Origin of the sequence: Anatilimnocola aquadivae (genome assembly GCF_049819085.1) — a bacterium.
Lineage (GTDB): Bacteria > Planctomycetota > Planctomycetia > Pirellulales > Pirellulaceae > Anatilimnocola.
Map to the genome: position 1 here is coordinate 979,809 of NZ_CP187419.1, position 22,792 is coordinate 1,002,600.

General features: G+C 60.2%; 17 protein-coding genes. 13 read left to right on the forward strand and 4 right to left on the reverse strand.

Features of this window, described 5'->3' with window-relative positions; genetic code table 11:
• Positions 1 to 4 precede the first annotated feature (4 nt).
• Genes NA78x_RS03875 through NA78x_RS03890 form a run of 4 tightly spaced genes read left to right on the forward strand, consistent with a single transcriptional unit; the run spans position 5 to position 5,327 of the window.
• Positions 5 to 925, forward strand: a complete 921-nt coding sequence (locus NA78x_RS03875; RefSeq protein ID WP_425617105.1) for a hypothetical protein — start codon at positions 5 to 7, stop codon at positions 923 to 925.
• A complete protein-coding gene (locus NA78x_RS03880; RefSeq protein WP_425617106.1) occupies positions 922 to 3,036 on the forward strand; it encodes a DUF1553 domain-containing protein in 2,115 nt (704 codons plus the stop codon). The genes NA78x_RS03875 and NA78x_RS03880 overlap by 4 nt, the downstream gene beginning before the upstream one ends.
• Before the next feature lie 16 nt (positions 3,037 to 3,052).
• Positions 3,053 to 4,378 carry a DUF1501 domain-containing protein gene (locus NA78x_RS03885; RefSeq protein ID WP_425617107.1) on the forward strand — a complete coding sequence of 442 codons (1,326 nt, stop codon included), beginning with the start codon at positions 3,053 to 3,055 and terminating at the stop codon, positions 4,376 to 4,378.
• Between the two features lie 7 nt (positions 4,379 to 4,385).
• Complete coding sequence (locus NA78x_RS03890) at positions 4,386 to 5,327, forward strand: WD40 repeat domain-containing protein (RefSeq protein WP_425617108.1); 942 nt, start codon at positions 4,386 to 4,388, stop codon at positions 5,325 to 5,327.
• A gap of 27 nt (positions 5,328 to 5,354) precedes the next feature.
• On the opposite strand, the gene NA78x_RS03895 is transcribed toward NA78x_RS03890, so the two are convergent.
• Positions 5,355 to 5,933: an RNA polymerase sigma factor gene (locus NA78x_RS03895; RefSeq protein ID WP_425617109.1), complete on the reverse strand. Its 579-nt coding sequence runs from the start codon at positions 5,931 to 5,933 to the stop codon at positions 5,355 to 5,357.
• 400 nt (positions 5,934 to 6,333) lie between these two features.
• Between NA78x_RS03895 and cbiE the strand changes: the two genes are divergently transcribed.
• The 4 genes from cbiE (at position 6,334) to NA78x_RS03915 (ending at position 11,064) form a co-directional block, all read left to right on the forward strand.
• The gene (cbiE, locus tag NA78x_RS03900) at positions 6,334 to 7,638 is read left to right on the forward strand and encodes a precorrin-6y C5,15-methyltransferase (decarboxylating) subunit CbiE (protein ID WP_425617110.1); all 1,305 of its coding nucleotides are present in this window, start codon (positions 6,334 to 6,336) and stop codon (positions 7,636 to 7,638) included.
• Between the two features lie 106 nt (positions 7,639 to 7,744).
• Positions 7,745 to 8,656, forward strand: coding sequence for an alpha/beta hydrolase fold domain-containing protein (locus tag NA78x_RS03905; RefSeq protein WP_425617111.1), 912 nt, complete (start codon positions 7,745 to 7,747; stop codon positions 8,654 to 8,656).
• A gap of 36 nt (positions 8,657 to 8,692) precedes the next feature.
• On the forward strand, positions 8,693 to 10,732 hold the full coding sequence (locus NA78x_RS03910; RefSeq protein WP_425617112.1) for an alpha/beta hydrolase domain-containing protein: 2,040 nt from the start codon (positions 8,693 to 8,695) through the stop codon (positions 10,730 to 10,732).
• A 23-nt stretch (positions 10,733 to 10,755) separates the two neighbouring features.
• Entirely contained in the window at positions 10,756 to 11,064 is a 309-nt protein-coding gene (locus NA78x_RS03915; RefSeq protein ID WP_425617113.1) for a helix-turn-helix domain-containing protein, read from the forward strand.
• Between the two features lie 7 nt (positions 11,065 to 11,071).
• Here NA78x_RS03915 and NA78x_RS03920 read toward each other — a convergent pair whose 3' ends face one another.
• The gene (locus NA78x_RS03920; RefSeq protein WP_425617114.1) at positions 11,072 to 13,354 is read right to left on the reverse strand and encodes a TonB-dependent receptor; all 2,283 of its coding nucleotides are present in this window, start codon (positions 13,352 to 13,354) and stop codon (positions 11,072 to 11,074) included.
• Positions 13,355 to 13,514: 160 nt separating this feature from the next.
• Here NA78x_RS03920 and NA78x_RS03925 point away from each other — a divergent pair, with 160 nt between their 5' ends.
• Genes NA78x_RS03925 through NA78x_RS03935 form a run of 3 tightly spaced genes read left to right on the forward strand, consistent with a single transcriptional unit; the run spans position 13,515 to position 16,560 of the window.
• Positions 13,515 to 14,297, forward strand: coding sequence for a phytanoyl-CoA dioxygenase family protein (locus NA78x_RS03925; RefSeq protein WP_425617115.1), 783 nt, complete (start codon positions 13,515 to 13,517; stop codon positions 14,295 to 14,297).
• On the forward strand, positions 14,294 to 15,658 hold the full coding sequence (locus tag NA78x_RS03930; RefSeq protein ID WP_425617116.1) for an MFS transporter: 1,365 nt from the start codon (positions 14,294 to 14,296) through the stop codon (positions 15,656 to 15,658). Before NA78x_RS03925 ends, NA78x_RS03930 begins: the two co-directional genes overlap by 4 nt.
• A complete protein-coding gene (locus NA78x_RS03935) occupies positions 15,658 to 16,560 on the forward strand; it encodes an ArsI/CadI family heavy metal resistance metalloenzyme (RefSeq protein WP_425617117.1) in 903 nt (300 codons plus the stop codon). Before NA78x_RS03930 ends, NA78x_RS03935 begins: the two co-directional genes overlap by 1 nt.
• 760 nt (positions 16,561 to 17,320) lie before the next feature.
• Here the strand turns inward: NA78x_RS03935 and waaF are convergent.
• Both waaF and NA78x_RS03945 read right to left on the reverse strand, forming a co-directional pair.
• Positions 17,321 to 18,391: a lipopolysaccharide heptosyltransferase II gene (gene waaF / locus NA78x_RS03940; protein ID WP_425617118.1), complete on the reverse strand. Its 1,071-nt coding sequence runs from the start codon at positions 18,389 to 18,391 to the stop codon at positions 17,321 to 17,323.
• 177 nt (positions 18,392 to 18,568) lie between these two features.
• On the reverse strand, positions 18,569 to 20,299 hold the full coding sequence (locus NA78x_RS03945; protein WP_425617119.1) for a C25 family cysteine peptidase: 1,731 nt from the start codon (positions 20,297 to 20,299) through the stop codon (positions 18,569 to 18,571).
• A 252-nt stretch (positions 20,300 to 20,551) separates the two neighbouring features.
• Here NA78x_RS03945 and NA78x_RS03950 point away from each other — a divergent pair, with 252 nt between their 5' ends.
• Positions 20,552 to 21,130 carry a hypothetical protein gene (locus NA78x_RS03950; RefSeq protein WP_425617120.1) on the forward strand — a complete coding sequence of 193 codons (579 nt, stop codon included), beginning with the start codon at positions 20,552 to 20,554 and terminating at the stop codon, positions 21,128 to 21,130.
• A 274-nt stretch (positions 21,131 to 21,404) separates the two neighbouring features.
• A complete protein-coding gene (locus NA78x_RS03955; RefSeq protein ID WP_425617121.1) occupies positions 21,405 to 22,787 on the forward strand; it encodes a hemolysin family protein in 1,383 nt (460 codons plus the stop codon).
• The last annotated feature ends 5 nt before the right edge of the window (positions 22,788 to 22,792 follow it).

A 22,792-nucleotide genomic window follows, 5' to 3' on the forward strand; every position in this document is an offset into this window, starting at 1 on the left:
CAATATGAGTCACCTGCACTATTTGCTGAGTCTTACCTGTGCCCTTAGTCTGGTCGCTTCGCTGCCAGCCGCTGATCCGCTTTTCTCTGGCCCTCAGGTGGGCGAGAAGCTCCCTGCGTTCAAGGTGCGTGGAGCGCTGGGCGACGAGGCCGGCAAAGAACTCGACTTCGTCACGGCCGCCGCTGGCAAACCGCTGGTGCTCATTTTTGTACACGACTTGAATCGGCAGTCAGTCAGCATGGTGCGCGTGCTGAGCGGCTACACGGTCGGACGTGCCAAAGATGGTGTGCATACGGGCGTGGTGTGGCTCGGTGACGATGCCACCGAAGCCGAGAACACCCTCAAGCGAATCTCGCACGCGCTCACGCCCAAAGCACCCACGGGCATCTCGCTCGAGGGCCGCGAAGGACCGGGCGCTTACGGGCTCAACCGCAATGTCACGCTCACGATCCTGGTGGGCAAAGAAGGAAAGGTGACGAGCAACTTCGCCCTGGTGCAACCCAGTTTGCAGGTCGACCTGCCGAAGATTCTGCAGGCGATTGTCGATGTGGCCGGCGGTGATGTGCCCAAGCTGACCGACCTGGAAGGGATGCCGGCGATGGCCGCTCGCCCCGCTGCCAATCAGCAAGATCCGAATCTGCGCGGACTGCTAACTCCGGTGATTCGTCGCGATGCCGCGCCGGAAGATGTCGACCGCGCCGCCAAGGCCGTGGAAGAGTACGTCGCCAAGAACGAAGCCACGCGCAAGGAAGTGGGCCGCATCGCCAACACCATCATCGATGCCGGCAAGCTCAAGGACTACGGCACCGAGCGAGCGCAAGAATATCTGCAAAAGTGGGCCAAGGAATTTGGTGGCAAACCGGCTACGTCTCGCGAGGAGAAAACGCCTCGCGAAGATGCCAAGCCGAGCGAGAAGCAAGAATGAACGTGTTTCCGCTGGTCTTGCTGCTGCTGGCTGCGGAGCCTGCCACGCCGCGCATCGACTTTGCGACCGAGATTGTGCCCGTGCTGACCAAGGCGGGCTGCAATGCCGGTGCGTGTCACGGCGCGGCAGCAGGACGCGGCGGGTTTCATCTCTCGCTCTTTGGCAGTGATGCCACGGCCGATCATGCGGCGATTGTCCACGCCTTTGAAGGTCGCCGCGTGAATCTCGTAAACCCACAGCAAAGCCTGCTGCTGCGCAAACCCACAGGTTACCTGAATCACGAAGGGGGCGAAGTACTCGCCGAAGATGGCGCTGGCGCAAAACGGATTACCGATTGGCTCGCGGCGGGTGCTCCGGTGGGCGAAGCAAGGCAACTGAAGTCGTTCGATTGCTCGCCTCAACAGCACCTGGCAAAGCAATTGCTGGAAGAGGTTCCCCTGCGAGCAATGGCTCGCTTTGCGGACGACAGGCCCGTCGATGTCAGCGAATGGACCGTCTTCACCTCAGCCGACCCCTCGTCGCTCGAGATCGATCCGGCCCAAGCCATCGCCAAGATTCTGCGTCCGGGCCAGCATACAATTGTGGCCCGCTATCTCGATCAAGTCGTGGCGCTGCAGATCAGTTTGCCGCTGGCCGCTCAGCCCATCGATTTGTCGAGCGCTAAGCGAGTCAACTTCATCGACGAAGAAGTGCTTCGCACGCTGGAGCGACTGTGCATCCCCACTTCGCCGTCCGCCGATGACGCTACCTTCCTGCGGCGAGTCACACTCGATCTGACCGGCAAGTTGCCGGCGCCAGGCGAAGTCACCCAGTACCTGGCCGATGAATCGCACGAGAAAAAGACGAAGCTCATTGATCGCCTGCTGACGAGCGAAGCCTTCGCCGATTACTGGACGCTGCGCTTTGCCAAACTGCTCAACCTCCACTCACTCCCCAACGATCAGCTGGGCACGAAGCAATACGCAGCCTGGCTGCGTGACCAGATTGCCGCAGACACTCCGCTGAATGTTTGGGGCGAACAACTCCTCACCGCTACCGGCGACGCGCACGTAGTCGGCCCCGCGAACTTTGGCCGGATGGTCGCCGATGCTCGCGGCCAAGCGGAACTGGTCGGGCGATTCTTTCTGGGGGCCCGCCTTGGCTGTGCCAACTGCCATCATCATCCGCTCGATCGCTGGAGTCAGGACGACTACCACGGACTGGCTGCCGTCTTTGCGAGATTGGAACGCGGCCGCCAGGTGCAATTCGTTGCTCGCGGCGAGGTCACCAATCTACGCACCGGCGAGCCGGCCATTCCGCGAATTCCTGGCGTGCGAAATCTTGACCGGGAAGGTGAAGATCATCGAGCGGTCGCCCGGTGGCTCACTTCGCGCGAGAATCCGCTCTTTGCGAAAGCAATGGTAAACCGCTTGTGGCAAAGCATGTTCGGCCGCGGGCTGGTCGAGCCCACCGACGATCTGCGAGCCACCAATCCGGCCACGCATCCCGAATTGCTCGAGCAATTGGCCAGCGACTTCGCCTCGCATCGCTACAGCCTGCGACATACCCTACGCATGATTGCCTTGAGTGAAACTTACGCTCGCAGCGGCCAACCGGTGCCCAGCAACGCAACCGATGATCGCTTCTATTCTCGCAGCTATCGTCGGCCCCTGAGTGCCGAAGTGCTCGCAGATGCCATCGACGATGTTACCGATGTGCGGACGAGCTACGCCAATCAACGGGCTGGCACGCGCGCGGTGCAACTGGTCGACCCATTGAGTCCCGCGCCGACGCTCGATCTGCTCGGGCGGTGCTCTCGAGCCAGTTGCGACGAGGATGCACAGATTAGTCGTGGCTTGCCAGCTCAGCTTCATTTGCTCAATGGCGAACTGGTTAATGGCAAGCTCATTGATCAACGAAGCCGTTTGCAGCGCATGCTCGCCGCGAAAAAGTCAGAGCGCGAGATCGTTACGGAGTTCTACTCACGTAGTCTTGGTCGGGAACCAACGGCTGGTGAGTTGAAACTTTGGACGAAGCAATTGGCCGGTACAAGTGCAGCCGAGCGCCGGGAGAAGTGCGAGGACTTTGTGTGGAGCTTGCTCAATAGTCGCGAGTTCACCGAGAATCGTTAGCGGCAGGAGAACACGCATGAAGAACATCCAAACCCACACTCGCTGCGATGGTATCTCGCGCCGCGATACGCTCCGTCTTGGTACCCTCAGCGCGTTTGGCTTGAGCCTGGTGGATTCGTTTCGCCAGCGATCGAGTGCGAAGGAGGCAGTTGCTCCGAAAGCAAAGGCGTGCATCTTGCTGTGGCTCGATGGTGGGCCCAGTCATTTGGAAATGTTCGACCCCAAGCCAGATGCGCCGGCGGAAGTGCGCGGGCCATTCGCGGCCATGGCAACGGCGACGCCGGGCATGCACCTGAGTGAGTTGTTGCCGCGAACCGCCAAGCTGACGAACCAGCTGGCCATCGTGCGTTCGCTCACGTCGCCGCTGGGCGAACACGGGCTGGCCAATCATTACCTGCTGACCGGTTACCAGCCCACGCCGGTGCTGCAGCATCCCAGCTATGGAGCGGTGCTGCGAAAGTTACGCACCGCCGATTCGCCACTGCCCGGTTACATCGCCATTCCGCAAGCGAGCGGAACGGCCGGGGCAGGCTATCTCGGCGAGAATCATCAGCCTTTCGCTACCGGCGGCGATCCGAGCAAACCCGACTTTCGTGTCCGCGATCTCGATCTCTTTCCGGGAGTGACGGAAACTCGTTTGAATCGTCGGCGACAGTTTCTCGCCGAGTTCGATCGCGCCCAGCAACAAATTGAATCAGTCCATGCGACCAGCGATCAACCTTTTGAGCAGGCCTATCGTCTGGTAACTTCGACCGCGGCCAAACGGGCCTTCGATCTGCAAAGTGAGACGGCCGATATCAGGGCCAGCTATGGCCCGCGCATGTTTGGGCAAAGTTGTTTGCTCGCCCGCAGGCTGGTCGAACGCGAAGTTCCCTTTGTCACTGTGTGGAACACAGGCTGGGATACGCATGAGGGGCTGGCATTGCAACTACGCGATGGCTACAGCGGAGCAAAGACCGGCGTGGGGCTCATACCGACGTTTGATCTCGGCTTCTCGGCGCTCCTGGCTGATCTGGATCAGCGCGGTCTGCTCGATACTACGCTGGTGATTGCGATGGGCGAGTTTGGCCGCACGCCGAAGCTGAACACGCGCGGCGGGCGCGATCATTGGCCGCGCGTCTTCAGTGCCGTGCTGGCGGGCGCGGGGATTCGTGGTGGGCAAGTCATCGGTGCGAGTGACCGCGTCGGCGAAAGCCCTGCCGAGCGACCCATTACTCCCAGCGATCTGGCTGCCACAATTTACACCCTGCTCGGCATCGATCCGCGACAAACTCTGCTCACCAGCGATGGCCGCCCGGTTCAGGTCAACAGTGGCGGCAAATTGATTCACGAACTGATATGAGCGAGCCATGCCGAAACTCTTCCTGCGTCTGCTGCTCGCATTTGCCCTTCTCATCGGCTGCGCGGCGGGCACCATCGCTGCGCCGCCAATCACCGCTGCAGTGTTCACGCCCGCAGGCACCGAAGTGCTGCTCGGTTCGCAAGCCGGCGTCGAATTACATTCGTGGCCCGATCTTAAACCAATCGAACGGCTCAAAGTCGAGCTGCCCAACATTCACGATCTGTCCTTCTCACCGAATGGCGAGCAACTACTGATTGCCGGCGGCAGTCCCGGCGAGAGTGGCGAGGTCGAAGTGCTTCGTTGGCCGGAGAAGAAGCGGCAGCAGCTCGTGCGAATGGGCGACGATGTGGTTTATCGCACGGCTTGGTCAGCGGACGGCGACCAATGGGCAGCTGCCAGTGCCGACGGTATCTGCCGCGTCTTTCGCGCCAGCGATCATCAGCCCGCCAGCCAGTTCGCCGGTCACTCGCGGGCAGTGCTCGCGATTGGCTTCCTGCCCGATGGCACGAGCGCGCTGTCGGCGGGTGCCGATCATACGCTGCGATTGTGGGAGGTGAACAGCGGCCAAGAGATTCGCGCGCTCGATAATCACTTGGGCATCATCAACGATCTGGCGATTCAGCCTCGGCCAGCGCCGAATACATTGCCACTCGTCGCGACGGTGAGTGAAGATCGGACCGTTCGCCTGTGGCAGCCGACGATTGGCCGAATGGTTCGCTTCGCGAAGCTGGCCGTTGTGCCTCGGGCGGTAAGTTGGTCCCGCGATGGTCAGCAACTGCTGGTTGGCGGTGACGATGGCCAGCTGCGCGTGATCGATCCGGCGACCGCAGAAGTGGTGAAAGAATTGCCCGGCATCAACGGGCGAGCGTTGGTGCTGCTCATCGATCCGGGCAGTGAGCGGCGCGTGTTGCTGGCTGGCGACGGCGGCGCTGTCTCCCTGAAGTGGTAGCCAGCTGTGAAGCTAGTAGCGGCGAAGCTAGTTCGCGGCAGAGTCGACGCCGAAGCGGCGCAACTTGGCGCGTGCTCGATAGAGAGTAGGCCCGACGCTATTGCTCGGGATGCCCAGCGTGCTGCTGATTTCGTCGTAGCTTTTGCCTTCGATGTGATACAGCTGCACGATCTTGGCTTCTTCGCTGCCGAGTTCTTCCATCAGCTTTTGCACTTCTTCGCGATTGCTGAGGCGATCTTCGACGGGCAAGTGCTGATCGGCCATTTCTTCCACCTCGGAAGAATCCGAGGGAGGAGCGTTCAGCTTGCGACGAAGCATCTCACGCACGACCACGCGGCGGGCAACCACCGTTAAGTAAGTGGCCAGGCTGCTCATCCCTTTGAAACGACGCAGCACGGCATAGTCGTCGCCGACAAACGCCAGGAAGACATCGGCCGTCAGATCTTCGAGATCTTGCGTCGTAATGGCCAGACCGCGCGAGTCAGCCGTGTGATTCACGACGTGAATCACCAGACCTAAAAAGCGATCGACAAAGGCCTCCCATGCCCGGGGTTCGTGCTCCAAGCAAAGCTGGAGCAACTGGCGATCTTCGTCGGTAAGAGGCACGGGGAGCGTTCCTTGGGCGGACTGCTGGGGCAAATCTTGGTGCGAACTCTTGTGTTGCGAACTCCAAGCTTCCTGAGAAGTGATCGGCAACTTCACTGAGCAGCGGAATGCGTTTCATTTTAAGTCGCGCCCCCCTCACGGGCAAGCGAAACCAGCGGGGCAGGTAACAACATTCGATCCTTTTCCGAGATTGCTAGACTTTGCGGCTCGGGCGCTTTGCGCGGCGCGACTACGCCGGGCGAGATTGCCGCCGCTAGCGACCCGCCGGGCAAGTTGGCAACGAAGTCGCGAATCTGTCAGCACTTACGAACAGCGAAATTTCGCCGCCGCGGGTGTCTACTGGCTGTTGTCCCACAAACCGGGGCCGTACAATGCCCGGGAATTCACAGGGATTCGCCCGGTGGCCAAGTTGCGCACCGGCGGAGCCACTTTTCTCATTCCCTTTCTGCAGGTCACTGCGGTTCGCATGGACAAAGTTCAAATCATTGGCATTGGTGATGACGGTCTCGAAGGTTTAACCGCTGCCGCACGTCAGCGGTTGCAAACGGCGGGGCTGATCCTCGGGGCTCGGCAAGCCCTGGCAGCCGTTGAAGGGCTGCCTGCTCAAAAGTTGGATATCGGCGGCGATCTCGAATTGATCGTCAAGCGGATCGATGCGGCCAAGGGGCAGTTGATCGCCGTGCTCGCCAGCGGCGATCCTCTGTTCTATGGCACGGCCCGCTTCCTCTGCGATCGCCTGGGCAAAGACCGCTTTGAGGTGACACCTCACGTCAGCAGCATGCAACTTGCCTTCGCCCGCGTGAAAGAAAGCTGGGACGATGCTTATTTGACGAGCCTCGCCACGCAACCTCTCGACCTGGTCGCCGAAAAGGCGCGTACCGCGACGAAGGTGGGCCTGTTTACCACCGATGCCGCTCCGCCGGCCGCTGTGGCACAAGCGCTGCTTGATCGGGGCATCGACTACTTCACCGTCTACGTTTGCGAGAACCTGGGCGCGCCCGATGAGTGCGTGACGCAAGGCGAACTCGAAGAAGTCGCCTCGCAGCAGTTCAGCGCACTGAACGTGATGATCCTGATCCGTAAGCCCGGCGTGCCCGACCGCCCAACGAGCATGGTGGGCCGGCGCTTGTTCGGCAATCCGGATGACGCCTTCCTGCAATCGCAACCGAAACGGGGTTTGCTCACGCCGGCCGAAGTGCGGGCGATTGCTCTCGCCGAACTCGATATCGGCCGCAGTAGCATCATCTGGGATATTGGCGCTGGCAGCGGCAGCGTTTCGATCGAGGCAGCGCAAGTCGCTTCGGCGGGCTCTGCCTACGCGATCGAAATGGATCCGGAAGATTACGCGCTCATCGCTGCGAATGCCGAACGCTTTGGCGTAACGAATTTGATTCCCGTGCTGGGCCAGGCTCCCGATGCGTGGAAAGGCCTGCCCGAACCCGATGCAGTTTTTGTCGGTGGCACCGGTCGACACATTCGTGGCCTCGTCGAACAGGCTTTCGAGAAGTTGAAGCCAGGTGGCCGCCTGGTGGCTAACGTCGGCAGCATCGACAACCTGGCCGATGTTCGCAAAGTGCTGCACAAGGCGGCTGGCGATACCAAGGTGCTGATGATCAACATCTCGCGCGGCAACGACCAACTCGACCGCCTCCGCTTCGAAGCCCTCAACCCGACATTTTTGATTGTGGCGGTGAAGGGAAAGTAAGCAGAGGGAAAAACGGATTCAAACGCCCACGGGCCTGCCCCGGGGGTTTATTGGCTTTTGCACTACCAGGCGACAAACATCCAATTGCAACTTCTGAGGGGCAGGCATGAATCTTCGCGTTACGTTTTCCATCCTTTGCTTGGGCATCGCGCTCGCGTCGGCAGCGGCTCAAGAAAAACCCAAGGCCGCGCCGCCATCACCACCGGCCGGTGTGAAGTACTCGCCGGACATCGTGTACGGAACCGGCGGCGGTGAGAAGTTGAAGCTTGATCTCGCGCGGCCTGAAAAGCTCGATAAGGCAGCGCCCTGCATTCTCGTGATTCATGGTGGCGCGTGGCGAGGTGGTGATCGGAGACAGCACACGAACATCATTTTTCAGTTGGCTCAGGCCGGCTATGTGGCAGCCACGGTGCAGTACCGCTTGTGTCCCACGCATCGCTTTCCTGCTCAGGTGGAAGACGTGAAGTGCGCGGTTCGCTATCTGCGGTCGAGCGCTGAAGAACACAAGATCAACCGGGAGATGATGGGGGCGATCGGCTTCTCGGCTGGTGGTCACCTGTCGATGATGCTCGGCACCATGGGCAAGGATGATGGTCTCGAAGGGGAAGGGGGCCATGCGGATGAATCGAGCCGCGTGCAATGTGTCGTCTCGTTCTTCGGCCCCACGAACCTCGAGGCGAAAGACATCCCCACCCTTAGCGTTGGCCTGCTCAGCGACTTTGTGGGCAGCACACCCGAAGACGACAAAGGAGAACGGAAGCGCGCTTCGCCGCTCACGTATCTCGATCAGGGCGATGCGCCGCTCCTCATTTTTCAAGGTACCAAGGATCGTCTCGTTCCCTACACGCAAGCGCTCGTGATGGGCGACGCCATGACCAAGGCCGCTGTGCCGGGCCGCGTGGAACTGCTGATCGGTGCCGACCACGGCTGGGGAGGCGAGGAACTGATTCGAACCTGGAACGAGAGCCTACTGTTCTTCGCCCAGCACCTGAAGCCTAAGCCGGTACAAGCCAAGTAGACGCCCCGTCGATCCCACCTGCTGAGGAGTTCCACGATGTCGCTCCGCCTGTTGCTGTCGCTCGCGCTGGTTAGCTCACTTGCTTCGACGAGCTTCGCGGAGGTCGTGAAGTGGGAAATCAAGACGCGCGAGCCGTATCAGGCGGGTAAAACCTTCGGTAGCCGTGGTGCGTACGAGCGACTGACCGGCAAAGTCCATTTTGCGATCGACCCACGAGACAAGGCCAATGCGGCCATCGTCGACTTGAAGTTGGCGCCGCTGAATGCGAAGCAGCAGGTCGAGTTTTCCGCTGACTTCGAAATGCTCGTGCCGAAGAACCAAAGCCAGGCGAACGGCAGTCTGTTTTATGAAGTGAACAATCGCGGCAAGAACACGGCAGCGAACCTGATCGACGGTGGGGGCGACGACTTTCTCTGTCGCCAAGGTTTTGTCATCCTCTGGTCGGGCTGGATTGCCGAGACGCAGCCCGGCAACAATCGCTGGATCTTGCAAGCGCCGGTGGCCACCGAGAATGGCAAGCCGTTGCAGGGACTGGTGCGGAACGAGTTCAATCTCGACAAGCCCGCCGCGCGGGCTTCGGTGGCGCATCGCGCAAACCTTGGCAGCTACCGCCCGGTTCGCGATGCTGAACGAAACGCCATTCTCTCGTACCGCGAGCGGGAAGCTGATCCGCGCCGCGTGGTACCACGGGCCGATTGGAAGTTCGTCGTCAGCGAGGTCGAAGAAGGGGGCGTGAAGGGGCAGTTGCCTCTCGTCGAAGTCGAACTGCAAGGTGGTCTGCAGCCCGGCTTGATCTACGAGGTGGTGTACGAAGCCGAAGGGCCGATCGTGCAGGGCGTCGGACTGGCCGGCATTCGCGATCTGGTCTCGGCGCTCAAATACGGAAAGCAGCCAGAGCAGAATCCACTGCTGGCGAAGAACGGCGAGCCCCTGATTGGCCGGGCGATGGGCTTTGGAACATCACAAAGTGGCCGGTTGCTGCGGCACTATCTGTGGGAAGGCTTCAATGCCGATGAGCAGGGTCGAAAGGTCTTTGATGGAGTGATTTCGCACGTGGCCGGCGGTGGGCTCGGTTCGTTCAATCACCGGTTTGCTTCGCCCACTCGCACCAACGGCCAGCACGACGAGCATTTGTTTCCCGCGGACTACTTTCCGTTTGCCTATGGCGAGGAGAAGGATCCGCACACGGGAAACGAAGATGGCATTCTGAAGAAGAGCACAGCCTCGAAGACGACGCCGCTCGTGTTCCACACGCAGTCGTCGAGCGAGTATTGGCACCGCAGCGGATCGCTGGTCCATACCGATCCGCTCGGCAAGCAAGATGCAGACTTGCCCGCGAACGTGCGGATCTATTCGTTTGGCGGCACGCAACACGGCAGCGGTAGTGGCACGCCCGGCGTGAAAGGGAACGGCGAACTTCCCGCGAGCCCTGCCGACTATCGCCCGCTGATGCGAGCCCTGGTGGTCGCCATGCACGAAGCACTTGCCGAGGGGAAAAGTCCGCCACCGAGTGTTTATCCGCTACTGCGAAAGGGAACACTCGCCAATTGGCCCGCCAATGATAGTGGCTGGCCCGGCATCCCCGGCGTGAACTACCCCCAGGTCATTCAGCAGCCAGCGCTCCTCGACCGCGGTCCGCTGTGGGAGAAAGAACGCATCGCCACGCTCGAGCCGCCTCTTGCCAAGGCAATGTACGAAGTTCGCGTGCCGGCCATCGGCCCCAATGGGAACGAACTGGGCACGCTCAACCTGCCCGCGATCACCGTTCCCGTTGGCACCTATACCAGTTGGAACCTGCGCGACTCGGCGATTGGTGCCGCCGGCGAACTCCTCTCGTTGCAGGGCGGCTACATTCCTTTCGCCAAGACGAAAGCAGAGCGACTCGCCCAGAAAGATCCTCGCCCGTCGTTGGCTGAACTCTATACCAGCTACGACGACTACGAAGCCAAGTACCTGGCCGCCGCGCAAAAATTGGTCGACGACCGCTACCTGCTCGCCGAAGATCTGCCGCGTCTGAAGACGCTATGTAGGAAGTTTCAGCCGCTGTTTGGCGCAGAGACAACGAGCCCTCAATAGTTCAATCCACCAGGGAAAACGCCTTGCCTGAGAACAACGAAAAGAAAACACCTGAGGAACGACAGCGGCTCTCTGAGATCCGAGCGGCCGCCAAGCAGGAGTTTCCGCCCGCGGTTCCTTCGCATCTTTCGCCAGTGACCACCGGGATACCTGCACAGTTGCGGCAGGCTCGGGAAGAGAAAGGCCTGACTTGGTACGCCGTTGCCAAGCTGGCCAACATCCCGAATCCCGTGACGATTCGGGACATTGAATGCGGACGCGATGCCAAACTTTCGAACATCGAAGCGGTGGCTTTGGCCCTCGGGCTACGTCTCGAACTCGTTGATGCTTAACGAGCTCTCAAAAGCTGTACGTCACGTTTGCACGCACGTTGAACGGAGCACCCTGAAAGACGGTGTATTGGTCAACCGAGCTGGTGGCGTACTGAATGTCGAACAGGTTTTCCAGGTAGACGTTCGTGCGTAGTTGGCCGCGTTCGTAAAAGAGGCCGCCGTCCCAGCGACCATAACTGGGCAGGACGAAGGTGTTTGCCAGGTCGCCCGGCCTGCTGTCGGAATAGACCAGACCGAGAGCCACGCCAAAGGCCTGCGAGTCGTCTTGAATCAGGTTGTAGCGCGTCCAAAAGTTCGCACTGTTGTACGGCACGCCCCGCTGGCGATTGCCATCGAAGGCAGCCGGCGGAGCCGGATCGTCTATGCGCACATCGGTGTAGGTATAGTTGGCGACGGCCGACCAGTAGTCGGTAATTTGGCCGATCAAGTTGACTTCGGCCCCGCGGCTCGTTTCCTGGCCAATCTGCGTGAGGAAGAAGGCGCGATTGTTCAGGTCGGCGTTATTGCGAGTGGCGTACCAGCCCGCCACGTTCAACTGCAGGTTCTCGAGCAACAGCGATTTCACGCCACCTTCGATCGATTCGCCTGTCACCGGCCGCAGTGGTCCCGGATTCACATAGATGCCGCCACTGGGCGGCGCGAACGTCTGGCCATAGCTGCAATAGAACGCCAGCGATTCATCGGCGAACGGCTGATAGATGGCTCCCGCTCGGGGCGACGTGTAGACATAGTCCTGATCGGTCATGCCACCGCCGACCGGAAACCCGGCGAACGTATTCACGCGGTCGTAACGCAGGTTGAGGCTCTCGACTCGCAAGCCACCGAGCAGTTTGATCTGGTCCGTGATGTCGACGTAGTCCTGCAGGTACCAACCCACGCGCTGGTGCTGGAACAGCGGCGAATCCTGGCGAAACTGGGCGCCGAACTCGGGCGGATTGAGGTACACAGGATTGGTAACATCAATCGGCTGGATGCCGTCGGAATAGAAATTGGTCTCCGAACCAAAGTAGATGTACTCCACGCCGGTCACGATGCGATGCCGCAAGTTGCCGATGAACGTATCGCCGACCAGGTTGGCCTGGAACGATTGCGAGTTCTCGCCCGATTCTTCAAACACACTGCGGCTGCGATAAAAAAACGGCTCCGGAACCGGCGGCGCACCTGTCGGCGTCCCCGAGGCGGCCGTCGTCGACAGCGGATAGCTGTAAAAGAGCGAATAGCCACCCACCCGCAGCGACCAATCGTCGTTGAGCTCTTGTTCCAGCACGAGTGACTGGCGGAACTCTTCTGGCTGGAAGAAGTCGTTCGCTGGTTCACCCACGTAACGATTCGGCGGCAGAAAGAGCGGATCGCCATTCACGACGGGCGTCCCTTGAAACCCGATCGTGCTGTGCTTGTGATATTCGGCAGAGTACGTGATGCGCGCGTAATCGTCGATCTGCCAGGAGACAGTCGGGGCAATCAACGTGCGATTCAGGTGATCGAAATCGACAAAGCCCTTCGAGTCTTCCTGGGCCACATTCACGCGATACAACACCGAACCATCACTGCTGGCGCGGCCGTTGGTATCGAGTGTGAAGCGCGCCTGTTGATACGAGCCGAAGGTGAAACCGACATCACTAAACGTGGCATCGAGTGGTTTCTTGGTCACCAAGTTGACGACCCCCGCGGGCGAACCCGAGCCCCAAATCGAACCCGCTGGTCCCTTCAAAACTTCGACGCGTTCGATGCTCTGAAAGTCGCGCGGCACGTAAGTGGGATCGAGAAAGCCATCGCGGCGAAAATCGCGCGAGCCGAGCTCAAAGCCGCGAATGAGAAAACGATCTTTGAAGACGCCGTCGCCTTGCCCCGGAGTCACGCCACCCGCATTGCGCAGCACGTCGTTGATGTTCAAAGCAATCTGATCGTTCAGCAGATCGCGCGAGATCACGTTCACGGTCGCCGGATTCGCCGAATCGAGCAACGGAATCAAGCTGCCCGTCGTCGATTCGCTCTGACGATAGCCAGGGTCGATCACGCTGCTGAACGGAGTGCCATCAAGCACCGGATCGTAACCGCCGTTGGGATCGATCAAATTCGGTTCGAAGCCCTCGACGTTGGTCGGTGGCAACGTAGGCTGCACCGCTTCGACTTCCGTCGCGGGTAAGGTGGGCGGTTGAGCTTCCTGCGCCGAAGCTCTTGGCAAACCACCCAGCGACGACCAGCCCAACAATCCCAGGGCCGCCAACGACAGGTACCAAGGAGCCTGGCTGACCGACTCGTGACGCCAAAAGAGGGAGGAGATTCGCATGGCGGGGATCATTTCTCGGTGGGTAGCGAAGGCTTGTTACCAGTGACAATCGTCGCCTCAGTCCTTGCCAGTAAAGCAACATTCGTCAAAATGTAAGAATGTTAAACCTTGCCGAGTCGCTAGCACCCCACCCGGGATCAACCCTTTGCGAAAGGCTTTGATGTCCCTCGCACCAACCCCAGCTTTAGCCGCCGAGCAGATCGCCGGCTATCACGAGACGGGCTTTCTCGTCGTGCGCAATGTCTTCTCGCCAGAAGAAATGGCGCTGCTCGCCGCCGAAGCCGACACGCTCTTCAGCCGCACCGAACTGATTGATACGCAGAACATCCGCTGCCGCTGGCAGAACCATGCCGAGACTGCCGAGTGCCGCTTCGATTGTTTTGATCCGGTGATCGATATCGGCCCGGTCTGCCGCTACTTCGCCTACGATCGGCGAATTCTCGACCTCGTCAGTTCGCTCTACGACGACGAGGCTCACCTGTTTAAAGACAAGCTGATCTTCAAGCCGCCGCAGGCCACCGGTTATGCGTTGCACCAGGACTTCATTGGCTGGAAGGAGTTTCCCGAGAGCTTTCTGACAGTCATCGTAGCGCTCGATGCGACCGACGCCACCAACGGCGCGACCGAAGTCTTTCCCGGCTATCACAAGCAGGGGTACCTGGCCCCGCGCGATGGCGACTATCATCAAATGGCCCCCGACGCGGTCGATGAGTCGACCGGTGTGCTGCTGCTGTTGAACCCCGGCGATCTCGCTATGTTCAGTGGCTTCACGCCGCATCGGTCCGGTCCGAATCAGAGCGACAGTTGGCGGCGGCAACTCTATCTCAGCTATAACGCCGGCCGCGATGGCGGCAACCAGCGCGATGCCCACTATCAACAGTTCCACGAGTGGCTGGTGACGAAGTACGCCGAGTGCGGCAAGACAGGTGTCTACTTCCAATGACCACCGCGCAATCGAATCCCCACCAATCGCCCGCTCAGCTCAACCAGCCTATGAGCTCGCGCGCGGCAGCGGTCACGCCCGGTGGCTACGTTGCCGCGTTTAGCGTGATGCTCTCGGCCGCGCTGGTGATGGCCGCAACCATACCTGGCCGCACCCAAGGCCTGGCGCTCATTACCGAGCATCTGAAGACTGATTTTCAAGGGCTGACGAATCAGAACTTTGCCTGGATCAATTGCTGGGGGACGCTCATCGGCGGACTCTTCTGCTTGCCTTGTGGCTGGCTGCTCGATCGTGTCGCGCCGAAGTACTTCGCGCTCATCACCATGGCTGCACTTGCGTTCGTCACGCTTGGCATGAGCCAAGCGCACGATACGACCTCGCTGATGGTTTACATCACGCTCACGCGCGGGCTGGGGCAGAGCATGCTCTCGGTGATCAGCATCACACTCATGGCCAAGTGGTTTCGTCGCGATTCGTCGGTGCCCATGGCCGGCTACGCCGTCGCCATGACCATGCTGATGGTGGTCGGCTTCGGCCTGCTACAGTCGAACTTGTCTCCTGTCGGTCTCGAAAAACTCTTGCCCGATTGGCGACCTGTATGGGCACAACTGGGGTGGGCCTTGCTGGTGATGGCACCCATCGCGGCGCTGCTGTGCTGGCCAGTCACCGCCGGTCGCAAGCCCGACGATGCCACCGCGGTGTCGTTCGCCAGCGCCTCGTTGTGGACGGCGCTGGGTACGAGTTGCTTCTGGGTCTTTTCGCTCAGTATTTCGCTGTTCGGCATGGTCAGTTCCGGCGTGACGCTTTTTCAGCAAGAGATTTTTGCCGGCCTCGGCCTCGACGTGAAGGTTTTTTACACCTGCCAATTGATTGGCCTGGGTGTGGGACTACTCGCCAACTTTGTCACGGGCTATCTCGCGCGCAAGGTGTCGCTTTCGCTGTTGCTGGGCATCGCGATGTCGGTGTTTGCCGGGTCCCTGATCACGTTGCCGCTATTGCGCACCGCCGAGCAGGCGTACCTGCAAGCGGTCGTGTATGCCTTCGCCGGTGGCGCGATTGTGGTGCTGTTCTATTTGATCTGGGTGCACGCTTACGGGCCAAAGCACGTTGGCTCCATCCAGGGCGCCGTGCAATGGATGACCGTTGTCACGTCGGCATTGGGCCCACCCTTCGTGATTGAAGGGAGCAGACTGCTCGGAGGCTATACGGGCATCATCTGGGCATTCGCCGCGTTCGCGGCGCTACTGGCAATCACGGCCTTCCTTTCGCGCGTGCCGGTCGCCAGCCGCGGTGATTGGCAAGGGAGCGAGCCCGCCGAAACTCGGCCAGCAAACTATCAACTTTCGCAGGAAACCAACTGATGACCGCTGTGATTCCCTCCTCTGTCATTTCGATCGGCTCTTGCGCTCGTGAAGCGGAAGCCGCCACAAAACAAGTGACGAAGTTTCACTTGTCGCTGAACGTGGGTGATCTCGACAAGGCGATTGCCTTCTTTCGCGTCTTTCTCGGCGTTGAGCCTGCCAAGTGCCGCGCCGATTATGCGAAGTTCGAACTGAACGATCCGCCGCTGGTAATGTCGCTCGAACCGTACCAAGCCCCGCCCGGTGGCAACTTGAACCATCTCGGCTTTCGCATGTCGGATTCCGCAGCGCTCGTCGACGTGCAACGACGCCTGGAACTGGCCGGCATTGCGACCAAGCGGGAAGAAGGAGTCGAGTGTTGCTACGCGCGGCAAACGAAGTTCTGGGTCCACGACCCCGATGGCAACATGTGGGAAGTCTACACGCTCGACGAAGACCTCGACCATCGCGGCGATGGTCGCCTGCCGGTCACCCCAACCAAATCGGCCGGCGATGGTCCGCCGCCAGCTATCTGGGCGCATCAACTGGGCTCGCCGTTCCCGCAGCGATTGCCGATCCTGGACGCCACCGTCGACCAGGCCATGCTGCAAGGCACGCTCAACGAAAAGCTGACGGCGGAAGAACAGCTTCGGCGACTGGTTGAAGTGCGTCGCATTTTGAAGCCCACCGGCATCGTACAGATGCATATGCTCACCGCCGATCGGCCGGCGGGAGATCAGCCTCTTCGCTTGCCCGGACCTGCCGCGGCGGTGCAAGCCGTTCCTACGCATGAAGAAGTATTGCAACTGCTGCGCGATGCCGGCTTCGCCACTGCCAGGCTCACGCTCCACGCGCAGTCACCCTGCTTTCGTTTGGGCGAGTGCGAACTGCGCGAGACCCGTGTCGAAGGAACCGTCTCGTAGACTCGGCAAAACGATCGACCGGATTGTTTTAATAAAGTATTGACTTTGTGTCAATGACATTTTAAGTTTTGTTGGCAGCCCGCGACGGAGCCGATTGGGCCCGGCGCGCGCCCGATCAAACGGCAACCTGGTCAGGTACGGAGTACCTGGTCGACCCACGCGCTTGCGCGGGCGAAGCGCGAACGGGCTGGTTCCCGGTTCCCGGTTCAGCGGCCGCAAGCGGCTCGGTTAACCGGGAGACGGCAGGCTGGAGTTTCGTTGCCGGCAGATCACCCACCCGATTAGGGCCTGTTCAGGCTGCGCTTTGAACAGGGGCGAGAGTGGTTATCAAACGGTTATCGGGAAATGGCTGAAATGGCGATCAATTTTGACGCAAGAGACTGTGGTAGAGAAGGTTATGGCGAGGCGTTTGGATTCATTTTTCGCGCAAAAAGTTATCAGAGTCGCGATGCGGGGAGGGCTGAATGGAGACTGTTCAGCAGAGGTGAGCAGGTGGAGGAGAAGGCAGAGCCGGAGGTCTGCCGCCACGAAGAGCGAAATGGCATAACCACCCGATTAGGGCCTGTTCAGGCTACTGTTTGAACAGGGGCGAGAGTGGTTATCAAACGGTTATCGGGAAATGGTCGATGCCGGGGCTGTTATGGACGTAAGGTGTTTTCAGTTAGTGACTTAGGAAGACGATGCCGTTTTGATTTTTCACGCAAAAAGTTATCAAAAGCAGGTATCAGAAAGACAAGATAGGGACTGTTCAGCAGGCTGACTACGCAACTTTTTGTTTGCTGGTCGCCGGGTTGGATTCGGTTCGTTCGAGCATGTTCTTCAGGGCGCGGAGGACGAGATCGGGATGCAGATCTTGCATGCAGGCATGATGGCTGAGGGGGCAGACCTTTTTGCCGCAAGGAGCACAATCGAGCCGCAGGTGCAGCTCGGTCGACAGGTCTTGATAGTTGCGGCTCCAGCGCGGGTCGATGGGACCGAACAGCGTGATCGTGGGCGTTTGCATTGCCGAGGCAATGTGCCGGGGGCCGCTATCGGTGGTGATGAGCATGCGCGCGCGACGCACGAGGGCCTTGGTCACGCCGAACGAGACATCTTCGCCGGCGACACTCTTCACCAGCGGATGGGCGGCCAGGCTGGCAATATCCGCAGCTTCCTCTCGCTCGTTCGGTCCGCAGAGAACAAGGACGGTGAGCCCCAGATCGGTGGCTGCTCGGCGAGCGAGGTTCACGCTATGCCTGGCGGGCCAATGCTTAGTGCTGCCGAAGGCACCGCCCGTGTTGAGCAACACCACTTGCTCGGGCGAAGGGAGATCGAGACGTTTCCACTGCAGATCGGCGGCCGCTTCATCGGCGGGGAGCGTCGCCAGTTCGAGCTGCCGTTTGGTAACCGAGCAACCCAGCGCTTCCGCCGTTTGAGCGTAGTAGTCGACGGCCGAGATCGGCACGAGCTTGCCGTTTTCGCGCGGCGGTTGAATGGTCTTGGTGAGGAACAGTCCGCTGCCGCGACGGGCAAAGCCGATCCGCTGTTTTGCGCCGCTGCAGTAAGCGATGGCAGCCGCGTAAGGCGAATTTCGCAGGACCAGCATCGCGTCGAGTCGCTGGGCTCGCAAGGTGCGAACGAGTTGCCACGACCGGCCCCAGGAACCCTTGCCGTGATGTTCCCAACCCAAATACGAATCGAGAAAGTTCGTGCCGCCCAGGAGCGACTTCAGAAAGGGGCGACCAATGCCAACGACCTCGGCCGCCGGATGTGTCTGGCGCAGCGCGCGGAGCGTGGGTGTGGCCATGACCACATCACCGACCCAATTCGGCAAAATGACACCGATCCGCACTTGGCACTTCCTTGCGCTGGCTCACGATCCTGCCCCACCCAGTTCAGCGAGCCATTCATCGCAAATGGCCCGTTTTACGTCAAGAGTGAACCGGTGGTGCAATCCGTGCTGACACCCGGCAGAACACTGCGAGGGTGGAGTAAACAAGCAGAGAAACGCTTAACTCTGCCTGCCGAGTTACTTTCCCGCTGCCGCTTCGGTGTGGTCGGCCAGTTTGATGGGTTTGACGTAGACGTTGGCGGAGCCGAGCGCGTGAGACTGAGGGCCTTGGACGAAGACGCGAATGTGGCAGGGGCCTTGGCACTCGGCGGGGATGGTGAGTGTGGTGCTGAAAGCGCCGGGTTGAACCGGGAGTTGCAGGCGAGTCCAGCAGCGGTCGTTGGCCTGTTCGTACACAGGATGAAGCGCGGCGAGACCGGCATTGGAAGGATTGAAATGATCGCGCTGAGGAAGTTCCCCCTTAAAGCAATCACGGCGGCAGACCAGTTCGACGAGGGCAGTGCCAGCGATGGTCGACTCGCCCGAGATGGTTACGGTCTGACCGGGATCGGCATCGCGAGGCACGCTGATCTTCACCTTGGTGGGGTGAGCCAGCTTGGTCATGGGATCGCCGACGAGGTTGAAGAGGTGAACGTGTTCCTTTCGTTCGTCGGTCATTTGTTGACGTGCGGGGCTCATGACCGAAGCCATCGCATCGAGCAGCAGGCGGTTCGTGTTCTTGAGCGGGTTGGTCTCGTCGAGCGGCTTCACCATTTGCAACTTGGCGGACAGGATCGCCTCGCCGAGCGTCTCGGGCTGGGCTTTGAAGTACTGTTCCATCATTGCCGAGCCCATCACGGCCATCGCATAGGGCATGGTTACGCGCGAGCCACCGTACACGGCGACGGGGCCGCCCGGTGCGAGCAGCATCGTTTCCGCAAGGCAGTCTTTTTCGCCGTCAAAGGCTGCGGTGTAGCAGGCGAGCATCACGGCGATGGGCGCGCGGTTCACGCACTGCAGCTTGGCACTATCGTTGACATCGAGAATGTGGAAGCGAGCGCCGGGGACGACGATGCGGTCGAGCGAGTTGCTTTGACCGTGGCCGATGTAGACCCAAAAGAGACAACCGTCGTTGTGTTGTTGCAGCGACACTTCGTGAAAGCGGCGCGGGTCGGGGCAGAACGGACTGCGCCAGCTGCCGTAGGTCATGTTGGTCGTATAGCTGGCGGGAATGCCATCCGTGAGGAACTTGCGAGTCGTGTTTTCGATGAGCGAATCGATCACCCCACCAAAGCCGCCGACACCAGCCACAAAGTTGATGCGCTGACGCCACAGGCCGTGATCGACCGAGCGTTCGTAAGCGAGAATCTTGGCGACCACTCCCGCCAGTTGCTGCGGAGTATCGGCGGGGATGCGACCGACAGCCACGTCGGGCAGGTGATCGTCGTCGAGATCGGCGTACCAGTTGTCGGTGGCGATTTCGGGCTCGCTGCCGAACTTGATGTTCACCTTGGCTTCGACATAGTGCGTGGGAATGCAGCGCTGACGAACGACGTCGCTGGTGCTGAGAGCCGGCTCGGCATCGCCGACCAGCAACACATATTTCAAGCCGCCCTTCTTGGCTGCTTCGCGAATGCCCGTGCGGATCTGCTCGGCCGTGAAGGTATTGGGGATGTAGACGAACCGATGCCCTTGCGCGTGACGATGGGCGAGCAATGGTTCGAGCGCGCTGACGAACGACTTCGGGCAAACGACGACCGCATCGGGCACGTCGTCACTGGGAGCCTTGGGCGCAGGTGCAGCGGCCGGCGGGTTCACCGCTGGAGCTGCGACGGGCGCGGGATTGGGCGGCGGCAATGGTTGCAAGCCGACGGCGGGCAGCGTGGGGTTAGCGGCCAGCGTCAAGCACAGTATCATCCAGGCAGTCATCGGCGATCCCTCAAACCGGGCGAGGCAATTAGCAGCCTGGAATGTACCGCGCTCGGCAATTTCCAGGAAAGACGAATCTGCTGGCAAGTGCGCGGTATGACAGACTTGTTGCTCCGCAGGATGATGCTGTCATCTTGGCGGAGCATGATGTCTCTGTACTTACGTTGCCGTTCCGAATTGACATCACTCCACACGGCACGTATGACAAAGCGACGACAGGCTTATCTACTCTTTTCTGCAGGACCCACTCGGATGCGATCCCAAAACTTGTTGAACAACGCTGCGTTGATTCTCGTTGCCCTGGCTACACAATTGCCCTCGATGGCGGCCGAGCCGGCAAAGCCCGCCGCCATCACCGAAGCAGAGGTCAATGCCGCGCAGCAGGCGTGGTGCGATGGGCTGGTGAAGATCGGCAAAGTTCACAAAGAGGGGGGCGACTACAAGGCCGTGGCGAACCAGGTGCTCGACGACCTGTATGACTACCAGGACGGCAAAGTCTTCTTCAAGCCGACATTAGCCTTCGGCAAGAACACCTTTCGCAGCACGCGCGAAGGGGCGCTCGCCTACTTCATCGGCGGCAATCCCGCTTTTCCCGAAGACACGGGCTTTGCCCTGAAGGATTGGGTGAAGGTCCGCTACGACAACAATGCGGCCGAGAATGGCATTCAGATTCACGGCGAGATCGGCATTACCATGGGCAATGTGTATCTGACAAATAACAAAGGCGTGGAAGTGATGGTCGACAAGACCTTCGTCTTTCGCCGCGGCAAAGACGGCAAGCTCCGCCTCTGCGTCCACAAATCGGCACTCCCTTTCGAGCCCAGCAAGTAGCCCCACTAACTCGTCTCGCTCCAGCGACATGAGCACTTCCCACCTTGGATACTCACAACCGGCCAGAATGCCCTGCCGGTCAGTTTCGTCGCCAATCGCGACTGGCTGGCGGTTTCCAGCGGATGAGAAGTGCCGTTTTGTCGGCGAAAGCGACGCTTCGAGAGCCGCGCACTTATCCGGCAGGCAGAAGTAGGGTATTCTGCTGCCTGTGCGAAGTGACCCGGGTGCTGGGTTGCGATTCGCCCGTTTCGTCCCGCCCAGGAATGTTTGAGGAATGAGTCTTTCGGTCATTTCGGTCATCATTGTCATGCTGCTGCTCAATGGATTGTTTGCAGCTTATGAGTTGGCCCTGGCGTCGGTTCGTGTCGATCGTCTCCGGTTGCTGACGGAGCAGAAGCGCCGCGGCGCTGCGACCGCTCTAAAGATGAAGGGCCGCATGGAGGCCAGCCTGGCCGTCGTGCAACTCGGCATCACGCTGGTGGGTGCCATTGCCGCCGCGGTCGGCGGTGCCTCCGCCGAAGAAGACCTGACTCCACTTCTTAGACCCTGGCTCGAGAGGATCGGCATTCACTCCGAGCACTGGGCCGACTTTATCTCCATCGCCTGCGTGGTCCTGCCCATCTCGGCCTTCACGATTGTGGTGGGCGAGTTGATTCCTAAAGTCTTCGCGCTAAAGAACGCAGAACTGGTCTGCCTGTTGCTTAGTCCGCTGATGTGGGTCTTCTCGATTGTGGCGTTTCCCGCCGTGTGGCTGTTTGAGAACATCACCATGCAGTTTGTGGCCCTGGTCGAGCGTCTGCCGTTCATGAAGCAGACCGACGATCACCGCGCGGTGGGCCTGCACGAGCTGCGCGCTCAGGTGAACTTGCTGCGCGCGAGTCAGGCGATTGGTATGCAGGAAGAGCGGATCATTCTGCAAGCGAGTCGCTTGTCGTCGATGAAGGTCAGCGACATCATGCTGCCCGAAGAAGACATTGTGATGGTCGTGGCCGATGCTCCGCTGAGCGAGAACCTGATCATTGCCCACATGGACTTGCACACACGATTTCCTGTGACCGTGCACCGTGGCAATCCGCAGACCATCATCGGCTACGTGACCTTCAAAGACATGGTGCTGCTCGCCAAGACACACCCCGGCAATCCGGTGATCCGCGAGATTGTGCGGCAGATCAGCAGTCTCTCGGTCGACCTGTCGCTGAGCGAAGCCTTGCGGCGGATGACGACCGAGCATCAACACTTGGCGCTCGTGCGCGGCGAAGGTGGCGCAGTGGTCGGCATGATCACGCAGGAAGATATCTTCGAAGAACTGGTCGGCGATATTCAGGATGAGTTCGATCGCTTGCCTAGACACATCAGCCCGGCTGGACAACAGTTGGTCGTCGGCGGCGGTGTCACGCTTGGTCAGCTTCGCGCGCTGCTGAAGCGCGTGGAACTCGGCGGCGAATTGCCGGATGCGACTGCCCTCAACGATTGGTTGAACCTGGGACGCGAAGACCACCTGAAGGGTGGCGATGTCGTCGAGGTCGATGGCCTGTGGTGTCAGGTTCGCAAGGTGCGTCGCCGGCGCATCACCGAGGCTTTGCTCGACCCGCTCGGTAGTCCGTTTGATTCGAAGCGATCGGCGGCAGCCATTCCGATGACCGAAAAAGTGGTATAGCTGCC

Bases quoted from the DNA above. Each gene is read 5' to 3' on its own strand.
- NA78x_RS03925 (WP_425617115.1), top strand. From the start codon at position 13,515: ATGTCCCTCGCACCAACCCCAGCTTTAGCCGCCGAGCAGATCGCCGGC.
- NA78x_RS03950 (WP_425617120.1), top strand. From the start codon at position 20,552: ATGCGATCCCAAAACTTGTTGAACAACGCTGCGTTGATTCTCGTTGCC.
- NA78x_RS03910 (WP_425617112.1), top strand. From the start codon at position 8,693: ATGTCGCTCCGCCTGTTGCTGTCGCTCGCGCTGGTTAGCTCACTTGCT.
- NA78x_RS03955 (WP_425617121.1), top strand. From the start codon at position 21,405: ATGAGTCTTTCGGTCATTTCGGTCATCATTGTCATGCTGCTGCTCAAT.
- NA78x_RS03945 (WP_425617119.1), bottom strand. From the start codon at position 20,299: ATGACTGCCTGGATGATACTGTGCTTGACGCTGGCCGCTAACCCCACG.
- NA78x_RS03935 (WP_425617117.1), top strand. From the start codon at position 15,658: ATGACCGCTGTGATTCCCTCCTCTGTCATTTCGATCGGCTCTTGCGCT.
- NA78x_RS03905 (WP_425617111.1), top strand. From the start codon at position 7,745: ATGAATCTTCGCGTTACGTTTTCCATCCTTTGCTTGGGCATCGCGCTC.
- NA78x_RS03880 (WP_425617106.1), top strand. From the start codon at position 922: ATGAACGTGTTTCCGCTGGTCTTGCTGCTGCTGGCTGCGGAGCCTGCC.
- NA78x_RS03930 (WP_425617116.1), top strand. From the start codon at position 14,294: ATGACCACCGCGCAATCGAATCCCCACCAATCGCCCGCTCAGCTCAAC.
- NA78x_RS03890 (WP_425617108.1), top strand. From the start codon at position 4,386: ATGCCGAAACTCTTCCTGCGTCTGCTGCTCGCATTTGCCCTTCTCATC.
- NA78x_RS03885 (WP_425617107.1), top strand. From the start codon at position 3,053: ATGAAGAACATCCAAACCCACACTCGCTGCGATGGTATCTCGCGCCGC.
- NA78x_RS03920 (WP_425617114.1), bottom strand. From the start codon at position 13,354: ATGCGAATCTCCTCCCTCTTTTGGCGTCACGAGTCGGTCAGCCAGGCT.
- NA78x_RS03875 (WP_425617105.1), top strand. From the start codon at position 5: ATGAGTCACCTGCACTATTTGCTGAGTCTTACCTGTGCCCTTAGTCTG.